Below are 14,171 nucleotides of genomic sequence, written 5' to 3'. Positions count from 1 at the left end.
CATCAGAACACCGTATGCAGTCCCACCCGCGCCACCGTCTGGTTCGCCGAACCTGAAGCCCCGTTCGGATCGAGCACGCCATTGACCTGTGCATTGGCGCCGCTGTTCGCGCGTTGGTAGTCGGCCGATACATAAACCATCGTCCGCTTCGAAAACAGATACTGAAGCGCCACACTGACCTGATGCGCGTGGTTGTCGTTCACCGCTTCGTTGCCCTTCATGTACATGTACTTCGCGCCCAGCACGACATCGGGCCTGATGTGCCACAGCCCGCCGGTCTCCGCCATCCACACGCCGGCATCGTTGAACGCGTTGCGCACGGTCGTCACCAGCGCACTCGCGGTCACGGCGCCGAAGTCGTAATGCATCCCGACACCCCAGTTGCGCACGCTGGTGGACGGCACGCCAGGCGCGGGACCGTACTTCTCGTTCGTGTAGGCCGCACCGACCCCGAACGCCCCCATCTCGTAGCTCACCCCGGCGCTCACCGCATTGTCCGCGCCGACCGAGCCGGCCACCCCGCCGAACGCGTACATCACGCCGCCGGAAAAACCCGCGACCGTCGGCGAACTGTACTTGACGGAATTCGCGATCGGCTTGCTGCCAGCCGTGCGATCCCAATCGAACGCGCCGGTCGGATTGCCCGGCAGCGCGAGACGCTGGAACGGGCCGTTGCGAAAGCCGTACAGCCCCGAGATGTCCCGCGCGATCGCATTGCCCTTCGAAAAGAGCGAATCCACCATGAAGTCGTACTGGTTGCCCAGCGTGATGCTGCCGAACCGGTTGCTTTCGAGGCCCACATACGCGTTGCGTCCGAAAATCCCCGTCCCGACGATGCTGCCGTTCGCCATCGAGAACTGGTTCACGAGCGCGAACGTCGCGCGATACCCGCCTCCGAGGTCTTCGGTTCCGCGAAAGCCGAAGAGATTGGGCGCGAATATGCCGTCGTCGAACTTGACGTTCTTGCCGCCGCCCTCGTTGCTGACATAAGAAATGCCCGCGTCGATCAGACCGAACATCGTCACGCTGCTCTGCGCCGATGCGCCGTGCGCCACGGCAAGCATCATCACTGCTCCAAACCTGAGTTTCATGTCGTCTCCGTCTTTTTTATGAAAATGCGAGGCCGCCACCCGCTACGGGGCGGGTGCTCTCGCTCGGTGCTTCAAAGGAAATTGCGTTCATTCAGGCGGAATCGAATAGCGCCTGAACCATGGTTAGCTTTACTGATTGATCAACTCGATGACCACCACATCAATCGGCCCCGCCCGTGCGCATCGAAACGCGTGAATCAGGCGCCCCGATGGATGATCCACGCGGTGGAATCCACCTCGACTGTCACGGCCTCCAGCGCCGAACCCGAGCAAGGCCCGTCGATACACACACCATCGTCGAACCGGAACAGCGCGCTGTGATGGGCGCACATCAACACCTGCGACCGGTAGCAGGAAACGCTACCCGGAACGAAATCGAGCGGCACCGAGAAGTGCGGGCAGCGATTCACGTACGCCCACACCTGCCCGCCGCGTCTCACGACGATCACGGGGCGTCCGATGCAGGCCTCGTCGACGACCCGCGCGCCGCCGTCGGGCACATCGGAAAAACGGCAGAGTTGTCGGGCTTCCATGTCTCACACCCGCTGCTCGGGATTGCCGAGGCTCCAGTCCCACGGCCGCACTTCGACGTGCGAAAACAGCCCTTCCTTCACGTACGGATCGTTGCCGACGAACTGCATCACCGCGTGAATGTCGTCCGCCTCCACGACGAGCAGCGTGCCGTTCATTGCGTCGCCGTGCGGGTCCAGCGTCGGCCCGCCGAGCCGCACGACCACGCCGTGCTGGTCGGCCGAGCGCAGGTAGGTTCGATGAATCGGCCGCATGCGGTCGCGCACGTCGCGCATGCCCGGCTGGTCCGTCGCAAACACCGCAAAAAATCGCGCCATGTCGATCAACTCCGGTCGAGGACGAACGCGCGAAGAGGCCATACGACGCACCGCACGCGCAGGCGCGCGCCTCGCGTGCCGTCGAAGCCGGCGGCGACCTGCCCGGTCAACCCGGCATCGCCGTCATGATGGTCATCGCTCATGTCTGTCTCCAATGACGCGCGAGCCGCTCACCGCGGCGCGCGTCCTTCCCATGCATCCTGAAGCAGCGCGCGAATCGCTGCGCGTTCGATCGGCCGCGGGTTCGCATACGGGTTGCGACAGGCGAGGTCGGCCGCTTCGTCGAGACCGCTCTCCGGCATCCCGAGATCGGCGAGCGCCGGTGCGATGCCGAGCCGCGCGTTCAGCGCGAACAGCAGCGGGCCGGCTTCGGCTGCGTCGTTCCCGCCCAGGGCGCGCGCCACGCGGCGCAGCGCATCGGGCGCGGCGGCATGGTTGTAGTGCGCGGTATGCGGCAGCATCGCCGCGTGCGTCTGCGCGTGCGGCAGGTTGAAGGTGCCGCCGAGCGTGTGACACAGCTTGTGGTGCAGCGCCATGCCGACCGCGCCCAGGCAGGTTCCGGCGAGCCACGCGCCGTACAACGCGCGGCTGCGCATCGCGCGATGTTCAGGATCGCGCACGATCACGGGCAACGCGTCACCGAGCGCGCGGATCGACTCTTCCGCCATCAGGCTGATCACCGGGTTCGCGTCTTCCGCATAGAGCGCCTCGACGGCGTGCGCCATCGCATTGATGCCCGATGCCGCGGAAATGTCCGGCGGCAGCGACACCGTCAGCGACGGGTCGTAGATCACCGTACGCGGCAGCACCCGTGCGTCGCGCCCGGTGCGCTTCAGCCGGCCCTCCGTGAGCCCGAAGATCGGCGTCATTTCCGAGCCGGCGTACGTCGTCGGCACGGCGAGGATCGGCAACACCGACTCGAGCGCAATGGCCTTGCCGAGCCCGATCGTCGAGCCGCCGCCGATCGCGACGCAGCAGTCCGCGTCCAGCTCGGCGGCCATCTCGCGGGCGGCATGCGCGACCTCGACCGGCACGTGCATGACCGCCTGCGCACAGATGCCGGCCGCACGCTCGCCCAGGATCGCCTCCACGCGCTCGGCGAGCGGCCGCTGCTCGGGCGTGGACAAGACAAGCGCGCGGCGGGCGCCGAGCGTCGACAGCTCGTCCGGCAGCCTCGCGAGTGCGCCCCATTCGAACACCACGCGGGAAGGCGTGCCCTGATAGACGAAGCGATCCATGGAAAACCTCAGCGCTTGAAGTGCGGCGGCACGTTGCCGTCGACGTTGACCCACACCGATCGCGCTTCCGTGTAGTCGTGCATGGCCTCGAAGCCCATCTCGCGGCCATAACCCGACTTGCCGACGCCGCCGAACGGGCTGCCCGGATTGACGCGCTTGTAGCAGTTGATCCAGCACATGCCTGCGTTGATCCGCGATGCCATCCGGTGCGCGCGCGAGAGGTCCTTCGTCCAGAGGCCGCTGCCGAGCCCGTATTCCGTCGCGTTGGCGATGGCCAGCGCTTCGTCGTCGCTGCCGAAGCGCAGCACCGTGACGAACGGGCCGAACACTTCCTCCTGCGCGACGCGATCGGCCGCGCTCCTCGCTTCGATGACCGTCGGGCGCACGTAGTAGCCGCCGGCGAGCGCCGGGTCCTGCGGCGCGCTGCCGCCGGTGAGCACGCGGCCGCCCTGCTCGCGCGCGACGTCGACGTACGACAGCACGCGATCGAGGTGCTGCTTCGAGGTCAGCGGCCCCATCTCGGTATCGGCGTCGAGCGGGTTGCCGATGCGGATCGACGACGCGAGCGCGACGAATCGCTCGAGGAATTCATCCGCGATGCGTTCGTGCAGCACGAGACGCGAACCGGCGATGCACGCCTGCCCCTGGTTGTGGAAGATCGCCCATGCGGCGCCGTTGATGGCCGCGTCGAGGTCGGCATCGTCGAAGACGAGGTTGGCGCCCTTGCCGCCCAGTTCGAGCTGCACGCGCTTCAGGTTGCCCTGCGACGCTTCGACGATCCGGCGGCCGGTGGCCGTCGACCCCGTGAACGCGATCTTGCCGACCCCCGGATGTTCGGCGAGCCGCTGGCCGGCCGTATGCCCGTAGCCGGGGACGATATTGACGACACCGGCGGGGAACCCGACCTCGGCCATCAGCTCGACGATGCGCAACGTCGACAGCGGCGTGATCTCCGACGGCTTGAGCACGACGGTATTGCCGGCGGCAAGTGCCGGGCCCATCTTCCAGCTCGTGAACATCAGCGGAAAATTCCACGGCACGATCTGGCCGACCACGCCGATCGGCGCGCGCTGCACGTAGTTCAGGAAGCCGGTTTCGACCGGAATCACCGAGCCTTGCAGCTTGTCGGCCATGCCGCCGAAGTAGCGGAAGCAAGCCGCCGTGCGCGGCACGTCGAGCGCACGCGAATCGCGGATCGGGTGGCCGGTGTCCAGCGATTCGAGCTGCGCCAGCTCCTCCGCGTTGGCCTCGATGGCGTCGGCGAGGCGCAGCAGCAACCGGCCGCGTTCGGCGGCCGGCAGGGCCGACCATTTGGGAAACGCGCGCGTGGCGGCTTCGACGGCGAGATCGACATCCGCCGCGTCGGCTGCGGCGATCTTCGTGATGACGGAGCCGTCGTGCGGGTTCAGCACGTCGATCGTGGCGCGGTCGACGGCGTCAACGAAACGCCCGTCGATGAAGAGTTGGGTTTGCATGAATCGTCCTCGGTACAGGGCTGAAGCGGAAGCGGCTGCGTTGCTCAGAACGCGATCGGATACGGCGCGAGCTCACCGCTCTCGTAGCGTTGCGGCAGGTCCGGCGTCGCGTTCTCCCAGACGAGCAGCATCGAGCGCTTCGTCGAATAGCCTTGATGCCGGATGTCGGCGGGCATCGCGCAGATGTCGCCGGCGCGCATCGTGACGCGTGCGCGCGGTGCGCCGGTGTTCTTGTCGCCGATGTCCCATACGATTTCGTCGGACAGTTGCAGGAACCATTCGACGCGGTCGTTGCCATGGAACACCGGCAGGATGAATTCCTCGGTTGTCGGGCAGAACAGGCTGCGCCCGCAGACCGACGTGACCGACGGATTCCACGTGACGTCCGAACGCGACAGGTACTTGAACAGGTTGAACGCGTGCAGTTCGCCTTCGAAGCCCGGCTCGACATGCACCTCCGGTTCGTCCTGCGCGACGTCGAGGAACGCGCGGTTGACCGGCAGATCGTCGCGCAGCGGCAAGTCGCCTTCGAGGCCCGGCATGCGGCGCGTCGCGATGCGCGTGCGCTCGATCGCCGCGCCGTTCTCGCCGTGCTTGCGCCCGAACGCCGTGCCCGTTTCCTCGGGCGCCGCGAACGGATCGAAGCCTTCGTTCGTCCAGTCGTGCAGCATCGCCTTGAAGGTCGCCATGATCGTGGGCGTTTCGAAGGTCTCGGTGTAGTCGACTCCGGCGTCCTTCAGGATGCCGTTGAACGTGCCCGCATACATGTCCACCTTGCCGTAGTGATTGCGCGTGCCGAACACGTGGTCGAAATTCACCCAGCCGTAGAAGAAGCCCCACGCCACGTCACGCATCATCGCGCGCAGGAACGCGTCCGCCGGCATCGCATGCGTGCGGGACCGGCCTTTCGCGGGCCAGCTGATCTTCACGAAGTATTCGTCGCGCTGGAACGCGAATTCGCCGAGCTGGAAGCGGCGGTAGCCGGTGACGGGATCGGCTTCGGTCGATCGCACCAGATCGGCGGCAAAGCCCGTGGAAAGGTCGAGGGTGTCGAGGGTGGCCATAACGTGTCTCCTGGGAATGTCGAATGAGGTCGGACGAATCAGTGCAGGCAGATCTCGGCCCACTTCTCCACGGACAGCTCGCCAAGGACGGTCTGCACCAGCGCGACGCCCGGCCGGCTCGCGGTGAAGCGGTATGCACAACCGGCCGGCAGCAGCGCCTGATGGCCCTTGCGCAGCACGACATACCCCATCTTGCGGCCGGCCGGCTGGGCGCCGGCGCTCACGGTGCCGCGCCCCGGTTTCGGCGGCGAATCGAGCTTGATGAAGTCGATCCGGACTTCGCCGTCCATCTGGATCACGAACTCGTCGTGCGGGCACGCGAACCACGGCGACTGGCCGTCGGTCCGCAGCACTTCGATCACGTATTCGAGGTTCTTGCCGGCGACGACCTTTTCATACGGCGCCGATTTCGATGCGACCTCGAACACGTTCGAGAACGCGTAGTGCCGGGCGCTGCCGCTGGTGATTTCGATCTCGCCCTTGCGGTAATGGTCGAGCGAGCCAAAGACGGTGTGGAATGCCGTGTCGGTCATTGCTGTCTCCTGAGTTGAACTGCTTGTTGGATTCAACTCTAGGGGCAACGCACAGCAGCAACAAGGCAACGGACGGCGATTACGGCATTTGCGTTTCGCGAATAATCCGCACGGCTCAACGCACCCAGCCGCGCTCCACGAGGGGACGATCCCACGGGGATTCGTCGCCGATATATTCCGCGAGGAATTCGACCAGCGCCTTCACCTTCAGCGCCTGTCGCTGCGTTGCGGGATAAACGGCGGCAAAGTTCAGCGGCGCGAGTTGATAGTCGGTCAGGATCGGTACCAGGCGGCCCGCGACGAGCGCATCGCTCGCCACCAGAGTGGGCAGGCACACGACGCCACCGCCGGTCAGCGCGTATTCGCGCAACAGGTGGACGGAGTTCGAGCGGATCATGCCCGGCAGCTCCATTTCGACGACCTCGTCGCCGCGCGTCATCGTCCAGCGGTTGCGCGACGGGTAGCCGGAATACAGCGCGGTCGTGTGCTGCAGCAGGTCGCGCGGATGTTGTGGTGCACCATGCGCGTCGAGGTAAGCGGGCGACGCGCAAAAGAGGCGCCTGACGGTGAACAGGCGCCGTTCGATCAGCGACTCGGAGATCGGCGGAAAGATCTGGAACGCGATGTCGAACCCTTCTTCGACGGGGTCCACCACACGGTCGTTGACGATGACGTCGATCTGGATGCCCGGGTAGCGCCGGTTGAATTCCATCAGCGGCGCGCCGAAGTGATCGAGCGCGAAACCGGGCAGCATCTGGATGCGCAGCCGCCCGGTGGGCGTGGCGCGCAGCTCGCGCATCTGGTCCGTCAGCTCGTTGACGCGCCCCACGACCTCCGCGCACTCGCGATAAAACGCCTCGCCCACTTCCGACAGGCGCACGTGGCGCGTGCTGCGATGGAACAACGGCGCGTTGACGAACTTCTCGAGCTGCTGGATGCGGTTCGTCACGACCGAGCTGGTCACGCCGAGCTGCCGCGCCGCTTCGGCGAAGCTGCTCGCCTCCGCCACCCTGACGAATGCCTCGATGCTCAGAAACCGGTCCATGTCGCGCCCTTTTTCGACAGCGAAACCGGCAGTCTACCCGTGCGGATATCGGGTTGTGTCATGCGGGAGGCGTCACTGTGTCACCCAATCGATGTCAATCGCCGGCGGCGGCACCCGCCGCTCGCCGCATGCCCTGCCTTGTTCGCGCGGGCCTTACCGCGACCGCTCGCCGGCCGCCAGTTCCGGCTGCACGGCCACGCGGCGCTGCAGCACGGCCGGCGCGGTTTCCTTCAGCAGCAGGCTGACCAGGATGCCCAGCACGACCGCACACATCGGCAGCCACATAATGTTCTGGACGCCAAAGTGTGCTGCGACGTAGCCGCCCAGCGCCGGCGCGATGCCGCCGCCGAAGATCTCGCCGACGCCCACCACCACGCCGATCGACGTCGACACGAGCCCGACGGGCGCGGCCTCCGTCGCCACCGGGCCGGACAGCAGCGACACCAGGCCGAGTGTGAAGAACGACGCGACGAACAGCACCCCGAACAATGCGAGCGGCTCCGGGCCGAGGCCGCGGAACAGATAGAGCATCACGGCCGTTCCCGCGAAGCCGACGATGCTCGCGAGACGGCGGCCGACCAGGTCGGACAGGCCCGGCAGCCCGAACTGCCCGAGAAAGCCGCCGAAGCCGATCGCCGACACGACGAGGCCCATCTTCTGCGTGCCGAGCGCCAGGTAGTCGGTCAGGTACAGCGGCAGCAGCGCACCGAGCACGAATACGCCCGTCATCGCGCAGCACAGTGCGGCCATCGCCACGAGGATATTGCGGCTCCTGAGCACATGGCCGAGCGATGCCGGTGCATGCTCCGATGCGACTTCCTTCGCGACCTTCGGCTCGCGGATCACGAAGAACATGATCGCGCCGAGGATCAGGCCGGGAATGGCCACGAGCGCAAACACCCAGCGCCACGACACGAAACCGAGCAGTTGCGTCGCGATGATCGGCGACAGCGCGAGCCCGAACAGCGCGAAGCCGCTTTGCTGCAGGCCGAGGTTCAGCCCGCGCCGCCGCGGATGCGACGCGTCGGCGGTCGCGGCAAAGCTCGTCGGGCAGAACGAGCCCTCCGCGACACCCATCAGGCCGCGAATCGCCATCAGCCCGAGCAGCCCGCCCGCGAGCCCCGAGAAGCCCGACAGCAGCGAGAACGCGATGATGGCCGGAATCAGCACCTTCCTGCGGCCGACCTTGTCGGAGATGCCGCCCATCAGCGCCGCGAAGATGCCCCACGACAAGCCGAGCACGCCGATGCAGTTGCCGACGTCCTGCGCGTTCAGGTTGAGGTCCTTCATGATCGAAGGGAACAGCGGCGCGATCAGCCAGCGGTCGAGGCCGACCAGCCCGAAGCCGAGCGCCAGCAGCGTGACCGCCTTCCACTCATAGGAGGTATCCCACTCGTTTGCTTTCATTTCCGTCTCCGTGGACACAGGTTCGCCTGCGCGCGACGGAGCGCCTGCGCATCAGCCAGGTCCGATGGTTTTTGTGTGCGATGTGAATCGCCGGGAAGCGCCGGCTTCCACTCCGGTTCGACGTATCGAATCCGGCGAGCCGACGGCACAACGATAGGTGCAACGCCAGGGATCGGGTATCGAACGGGCGGCGAACGCGCCATTCGCGATATGCAAATAATCGGCGGCGGTGGGCGGAAGCGACGGTGGGAAGGCGCGCAAGGAACGGCCGTGGGGGTGACGTGACGCGCGATTGTGCGTCACGGGGGAAATCCCTCATGGACATCCGGATGACCGGGGGCTGGTTCGCTCACGCCCGGCATGCACCCGATCCGGCGAGGCCGGACGAAACGTGCGGGCAACACATTTCGTATGACAAAAGATGCGTTTTCGGTCTTCGCGCTTACGCAGTTGCGCCATGGCGAGCTGTGACGGAACCCGCCTTCCACACTATCAAACCGAAAACGGCAAAACTGCTGTCAAGCAGATAGCGCATACCGGATGCACGAGCACGATCCTGAACACATCGATTTTTATATTTCAAATCCGCCTTATCCATACTCGAATTAAGACAAATCTAATTTCCAGTTAAAAACATCCAATCCGGTTGGGCATAGCTGCCCGCAACCTTCATCTCCCAGCCTTCCAGAAAGGGATAGCGACAAATACCACCCCTGACGAACCGATATAAGACTTTTCCAATTAAAACAAATGACTCAACCAAGTCATAAAAATGTCGAACACCGTTTCAGAGCGAATTGATTTTCATCTCAAAATACCAATAAATCTTTAAAAGCCCCATTGTTTGATATTCTGCGCAGCGAAATCACGATCACCGCTTCTTTACCGCACCGAGAATTCGACTCAAAAAGATCAAGCCAGAAAAGCAACGAGATTGCCGTTATGTCGATAGCAACAGCATTACGAAACTTTGCGTCCGGTCTGGTCGACTGGAACACCCGGCCCGTCGCCCTGCACTTCGGGCAGGCGCAACACGCGGTCGGCCATCTGCTGGCGCTTCATCACGCCGATATTCGCGAAGGACTGATGTCGGGAATCGACGGGCAGCTGACCTGCATCTCCACCCACGCTCATCTGGCGCCCACGCTGTTTCTCGGCCTGCCGGTGTCGGTCCGGCTGACGACCGACCGGGGCGACGTGCGGGCGATCAACGCGATCGTGCACGACGTGCAGGCCGGCCAATCCGACGGCGAGTTGACCGTGTACCAGTTGCGCATCTGCGATGCGCTGTCGTTGATGGACCGCCGCATCAATTCCCGCGTCTTCCGGTCGCGAAACGTCATCGACATCCTCGGCACGCTGCTGAACGAATGGCGGCAACGCAGCCCCGCGCTCGCGCGCGCGTTCGATTTCGACCTGTCGGGATTGCGAGCCGAACGTTATCCGGCGCGCGAACTGACGCGGCAGGTCAACGAGTCGGACGCCCGTTTCGTGCGCCGGCTGTTGCGACGCGAAGGCATCACCGTTTTTGCCAAGGCGTGGGCGGTCGACAACGCGCGTGGCTCCACCGACGAGCGGCCGATCCACACGCTCGTGTTCTGCGACGACCCGCTGCGATTGCCGGAATCGCCTGCCGGTACGGTACGCCTGCATCCGCGCGATTCGGGAACCTCGCAACGCGATACGGTGACGTTGTTTGCGCATCGTCAGCGCCTGTCCCCCGGCAAAGCCGGCCGGCCGTCGTGGGACTACAAGAAGGCGCGCATGGACGACTCCGCGATCGCGACGAGCATCGATCAGGGCGACGCCGGCAATGACCTGGCCCGGCTGCTGACCGACGTCGCGATCGACATTCCACATGTCGGCGATTCCTGGAACGATCACGACCGCATCACGCACGACCGGATACTCGCCCACCAGTTCGCGGCGGAGCGCTACGACGGTATCGGCCACGTTCGCGACATGCCGGTCGGCTGCTGGTTCACGCTGACGGGCGACCCCGAACTAGACATGAAGCCGGCCGAGCAGCGGCAGTTCGTCGTGACGTCGGTACGGCACGATGTCCGGAACAACCTTCCCAAAGACCTGACGAGCCGCGTGACCATGCTGTACGCGGCCAGCCGGAACCTTACGCAAGCCGACCCGACCACGCCGGGCGATGCGCCGGAACAGTCGGACACACGCTATGAGAACCATTTCACGTGCGTGCGTCGCGGCGTGCCGCTCACGCCGTCCTACGATCCGAGAATCGACCTTCCACCAGCTCACCTGCTGACCGGCACGATCGTCGGCACGCAGGGTGAGGAAGTATTCTGCGACGCAGCCGGCCGCGTGCGCGTACGGATTCATGGCTTCGATCCCGCCGATCACGAACACGCGCAAGGCGCCGGAACGAACGGATCGGCCGGCGACAGCGCACCGATACGCGTCGGCGCGAGTCTCGCGGGCGGAAACTTCGGCACGCTCTTTCTGCCCCGCGTCGGGATGGAAGTCTTGCTGGGCTGCCTGTCGGGCGATCCGGACCGTCTGGTCATAATCGGAGTGCTAAGCAACGGCGCGAACCCGCCCGCGACGTTCACGCATACCGGCGCGCTGCCGGGCAACCGCTACGTGTCCGGGATCAAGACAAAGGAAATCAACGGCGATCGGTACAACCAGCTTCGCCTGGACGATACGCCGTCGCAAATATCCGCGCAGCTGGCGAGCGAGCATGCGCATACCCAGTTGAACCTGGGTTATCTGACGCAGCCCCGCAAGGATGGACACGGTGCCGATCGGGGCGAAGGCGCGGAGTTGCGCACCGATGCCGCGGCGGCCTTGCGCGCGGCCCAGGGCATCCTGTTCTCGACCTATGCGCGCACACGTTCGACCGGTGGTCAGCTCGATCGTGACGAACTGATTCAGTTGCTCGACCAGTGCATGATGCTGTTCAACTCGCTCGGCGACTATGCCGGCCAGCACGGCGGACGGGCCGCGGATACCGCCGGGCAGGAGAAGATCGTCGAGGCGTTCCGCCACTGGAAGCCCGACCTTGCGGAAGCCGGTTCGGCCGGCGACACGTCCGCCTTGATGGCGTTCGGCGCACAGGCAGGATCGCTGCACGTCACGCCCAGGACGCATGTCATGTATGCGGGCGAGAACATCGACCAGATTGCCCAGCGGCACGTGCAGGTCGCGAGCGGCGAACGCATCAATCTGCACGCCGGCCATGGCGTCGCGATGTTCGCGCACAGCGGCGGCGTGTCGGCCATCGCGAATCGCGGGAAGGTGACGATCCAGTCGCAGGACGACGACACGCAGGTGGATTCCGCGAAAAACATCCAGTTGACCGCAGCCGGCGGCAAGCTTGCCGGCATGGCGAACGATCAGGTCGTGTTCGTCACGTCGGGCGGGGCGTACCTGAAGCTGAACGGCGGCGACATCGAACTCGGGTGCCCCGGCACGTTCACGGTGAAGTCGGCAGGCCATGCGTGGGGCGGCCCGGCCAGCATGAGCACCGATATGCCGGCGTTCGACCACGCCCCGCTCGGCCGTGTGCCGAAACTCGTTCGCTCGACCGACGGCGATGCGGTGGCAGGGTTCGACGGGCAAACGCAGAGGGGGGCCGGTGCGCCGTCGAACCTGACCACCGACGCGGCCGGTGAGCTGCCGGCGGTGCATGGCGATCGGTTCGACACGCTGTCGGTGCAGTTCATCAAGAAGGATGGTTGAGATCATGACCGATTCGATTCTCGATCCTCGGCCGGTAGCGAGTGCGCACGTCCATGCGCCGGTCACGAAGACTGATGCTCCCGACGCGACGGCATCGCGCTCTTCCCCACCGCCTATCGTCGTCGGCCGAACCCAAGGGCCGATGCTGTTCGACAAGGACAAGCGGCTCATCTGCGTCAAGCAACTGCCGTTGCCCGGCGTCGTCATCTTCGTCCACGGCGTCAACTCCGAGGGCGAATGGTACAAGGCGTCCGAAGAGGGACTGTGCAAAGGCCTGAATCGTCGGCTGGGACGGCTGGACGACCAGATGAAGTATCACGGGGTCGACGCCGGGCAGTTGACGCCTGCGAAGTACACCGAGAGCGTGACGCCGGAGGGGTTTCTGAATCCGAAATTGCTGCCAAACAACTACGTCAAGCCCGATCCCTCGTTTTCTCCGGTCATCCATTTTCGGTGGGGCTACCGCGCGACACTGGAAGAGCTGAAGGAATACGGCGACAAGATCTTTCTCAATGAGAAAGATTATTGGGGAGGCGGGCCGTTCACCAACGGCTGTTCGAGCCTGCCCGATCTTTGGCACGGTGGCCTCGACGACCGAGCTGTGGGGTGGATAACCGTGCAGGGAATCAACCCGACCAACCGGCCCCTCTATCGCGCGCCGCCGCGTGCTTATGGCGTGCTTGCCGCGTTGCGGCTTGCCAAACTGATCGAGTCGATCCGGAAGATGCGCGCCGACGTGCCGATCACCGTCGTGTGTCACAGCCAAGGGAATATCGTCGGCCTCACAGGTGCGTTCTTCGGTGACGCGTTACCGGAAGCGGAAGATCCGTGGGGGCGCAAGGGGCGATGCGTCGCGGATGCCTATGTGCTGGCCAATGCGCCTTACAGCCTGGCGAACAGTGAAGGCCCGCACAGATCCGACACGTTCATGGATACCTGGTCGCAACGTGCGACAAAGGATGCCGATGGCAAGCGCGGCCGACAGACCTACGCGGCGCGCACTCAGACGCTCCGCACCTTTTTGTCGATGATTGGCGATCGCGCCGACCATGAACCGTCACCCGACACAGTCGATGCCGACATGGCGAACAACCGGGTATCGCCGACGAGCGACAAGTCGTTTGCCGCACAGGCCGACCGTGCACGCCACGGTCTGAACGGATCGACGTATGGGCGCGTCACGGCGTATTGCTGTCCGCACGATCAAGTGATTTCGGCGATCACCGTGCAGGGTATCGGCTGGCGCGGCATCGACAGGCACGAACTGACGGATAGTGATGCCGCCTCGGCGCGACTTGTCGGCCTATCGCAGACACTCACCGAAATCCTGCCGGAGTACGACCACAAGAATCAGGCGTTCAACACCGCGGCCTTGCTCGGCGACATGGGAACCGGTAGCGCATTGACCGACGTTGCACTGGCGATCGGCCGGACCAATCACTACGGCGGAAACGCGCTCGTCGCGGGCACGACCGACCCGAAACACCCCGCAGCCGTGGTGGTCATGCCACCGGCCAATCTCACGCCAATCGATCCGAACGAGGACTGGTTCCGTGCGCGTGGTGGAAACAACGCCTACCTGCCATGGTGGGGGCGTCGTCACGACACCAACTACGGGATGCAGGGCTATTCGTGGTGATGCATGCCGACGCGCAGCGCGTTGAGCACGAACGCGCTCGCCACACCGAATCCCGTCGAGGATGACACTCCACAAAGCCATCCGAATAGCAAGACGAGCGCGGAGGCCAACTCTATCCGA

The 14,171-nt window shown here is 64.9% G+C and carries 12 protein-coding genes; 2 read left to right on the top strand and 10 right to left on the bottom strand.

What is annotated here, in order from left to right; translation table 11 throughout:
* Window positions 1-2: 2 nt before the first annotated feature.
* The 10 genes from L810_RS19715 to L810_RS19675 form a co-directional block, all read right to left on the bottom strand.
* A complete protein-coding gene (locus tag L810_RS19715; RefSeq protein ID WP_021160032.1) occupies window positions 3-1,091 on the bottom strand; it encodes a porin in 1,089 nt (362 codons plus the stop codon).
* A 197-nt stretch (window positions 1,092-1,288) separates the two neighbouring features.
* The gene (locus tag L810_RS19710; protein WP_021160031.1) at window positions 1,289-1,624 is read right to left on the bottom strand and encodes a Rieske (2Fe-2S) protein; all 336 of its coding nucleotides are present in this window, start codon (window positions 1,622-1,624) and stop codon (window positions 1,289-1,291) included.
* 3 nt (window positions 1,625-1,627) lie between these two features.
* On the bottom strand, window positions 1,628-1,939 hold the full coding sequence (locus L810_RS19705; RefSeq protein WP_021160030.1) for a YciI family protein: 312 nt from the start codon (window positions 1,937-1,939) through the stop codon (window positions 1,628-1,630).
* 5 nt (window positions 1,940-1,944) lie between these two features.
* Entirely contained in the window at window positions 1,945-2,082 is a 138-nt protein-coding gene (locus tag L810_RS47340; RefSeq protein ID WP_155638682.1) for a hypothetical protein, read from the bottom strand.
* A gap of 27 nt (window positions 2,083-2,109) precedes the next feature.
* Window positions 2,110-3,177, bottom strand: coding sequence for a maleylacetate reductase (locus tag L810_RS19700; protein ID WP_021160029.1), 1,068 nt, complete (start codon window positions 3,175-3,177; stop codon window positions 2,110-2,112).
* 8 nt (window positions 3,178-3,185) lie between these two features.
* Window positions 3,186-4,652 (bottom strand): aldehyde dehydrogenase family protein, encoded by a 1,467-nt coding sequence (locus L810_RS19695; RefSeq protein WP_021160028.1) that lies wholly within the window; start codon window positions 4,650-4,652, stop codon window positions 3,186-3,188.
* 44 nt (window positions 4,653-4,696) lie between these two features.
* Entirely contained in the window at window positions 4,697-5,716 is a 1,020-nt protein-coding gene (locus L810_RS19690; RefSeq protein WP_021160027.1) for a hypothetical protein, read from the bottom strand.
* Window positions 5,717-5,754: 38 nt separating this feature from the next.
* Window positions 5,755-6,249 carry a hypothetical protein gene (locus L810_RS19685; RefSeq protein WP_021160026.1) on the bottom strand — a complete coding sequence of 165 codons (495 nt, stop codon included), beginning with the start codon at window positions 6,247-6,249 and terminating at the stop codon, window positions 5,755-5,757.
* Window positions 6,250-6,364: 115 nt separating this feature from the next.
* Window positions 6,365-7,294 (bottom strand): LysR family transcriptional regulator, encoded by a 930-nt coding sequence (locus L810_RS19680; protein ID WP_021160025.1) that lies wholly within the window; start codon window positions 7,292-7,294, stop codon window positions 6,365-6,367.
* A gap of 153 nt (window positions 7,295-7,447) precedes the next feature.
* Entirely contained in the window at window positions 7,448-8,701 is a 1,254-nt protein-coding gene (locus L810_RS19675) for an MFS transporter (protein WP_042975401.1), read from the bottom strand.
* 942 nt (window positions 8,702-9,643) lie between these two features.
* Between L810_RS19675 and L810_RS19670 the strand changes: the two genes are divergently transcribed.
* Both L810_RS19670 and L810_RS19665 read left to right on the top strand, forming a co-directional pair.
* A complete protein-coding gene (locus tag L810_RS19670; protein ID WP_021160022.1) occupies window positions 9,644-12,412 on the top strand; it encodes a type VI secretion system Vgr family protein in 2,769 nt (922 codons plus the stop codon).
* Between the two features lie 4 nt (window positions 12,413-12,416).
* Entirely contained in the window at window positions 12,417-14,051 is a 1,635-nt protein-coding gene (locus tag L810_RS19665; protein ID WP_021160021.1) for a T6SS effector phospholipase Tle3 domain-containing protein, read from the top strand.
* Window positions 14,052-14,171 lie beyond the last annotated feature (120 nt).

Source organism: Burkholderia sp. AU4i, from assembly GCF_000466765.1.
GTDB classification, from domain to species: Bacteria; Pseudomonadota; Gammaproteobacteria; order Burkholderiales; family Burkholderiaceae; genus Burkholderia; species Burkholderia cepacia.
The sequence above is the reverse complement of the archived record's forward strand: the minus strand, read 5'-3'. Positions and strand labels throughout refer to the sequence as shown.

What these genes read in the sequence shown, in the direction of transcription:
- L810_RS19715 (WP_021160032.1), bottom strand. Translation starts at nt 1,091, where the DNA reads ATGAAACTCAGGTTTGGAGCAGTGATGATGCTTGCCGTGGCGCACGGC.
- L810_RS19710 (WP_021160031.1), bottom strand. Translation starts at nt 1,624, where the DNA reads ATGGAAGCCCGACAACTCTGCCGTTTTTCCGATGTGCCCGACGGCGGC.
- L810_RS19705 (WP_021160030.1), bottom strand. Translation starts at nt 1,939, where the DNA reads ATGGCGCGATTTTTTGCGGTGTTTGCGACGGACCAGCCGGGCATGCGC.
- L810_RS47340 (WP_155638682.1), bottom strand. Translation starts at nt 2,082, where the DNA reads ATGAGCGATGACCATCATGACGGCGATGCCGGGTTGACCGGGCAGGTC.
- L810_RS19700 (WP_021160029.1), bottom strand. Translation starts at nt 3,177, where the DNA reads ATGGATCGCTTCGTCTATCAGGGCACGCCTTCCCGCGTGGTGTTCGAA.
- L810_RS19695 (WP_021160028.1), bottom strand. Translation starts at nt 4,652, where the DNA reads ATGCAAACCCAACTCTTCATCGACGGGCGTTTCGTTGACGCCGTCGAC.
- L810_RS19690 (WP_021160027.1), bottom strand. Translation starts at nt 5,716, where the DNA reads ATGGCCACCCTCGACACCCTCGACCTTTCCACGGGCTTTGCCGCCGAT.
- L810_RS19685 (WP_021160026.1), bottom strand. Translation starts at nt 6,249, where the DNA reads ATGACCGACACGGCATTCCACACCGTCTTTGGCTCGCTCGACCATTAC.
- L810_RS19680 (WP_021160025.1), bottom strand. Translation starts at nt 7,294, where the DNA reads ATGGACCGGTTTCTGAGCATCGAGGCATTCGTCAGGGTGGCGGAGGCG.
- L810_RS19675 (WP_042975401.1), bottom strand. Translation starts at nt 8,701, where the DNA reads ATGAAAGCAAACGAGTGGGATACCTCCTATGAGTGGAAGGCGGTCACG.
- L810_RS19670 (WP_021160022.1), top strand. Translation starts at nt 9,644, where the DNA reads ATGTCGATAGCAACAGCATTACGAAACTTTGCGTCCGGTCTGGTCGAC.
- L810_RS19665 (WP_021160021.1), top strand. Translation starts at nt 12,417, where the DNA reads ATGACCGATTCGATTCTCGATCCTCGGCCGGTAGCGAGTGCGCACGTC.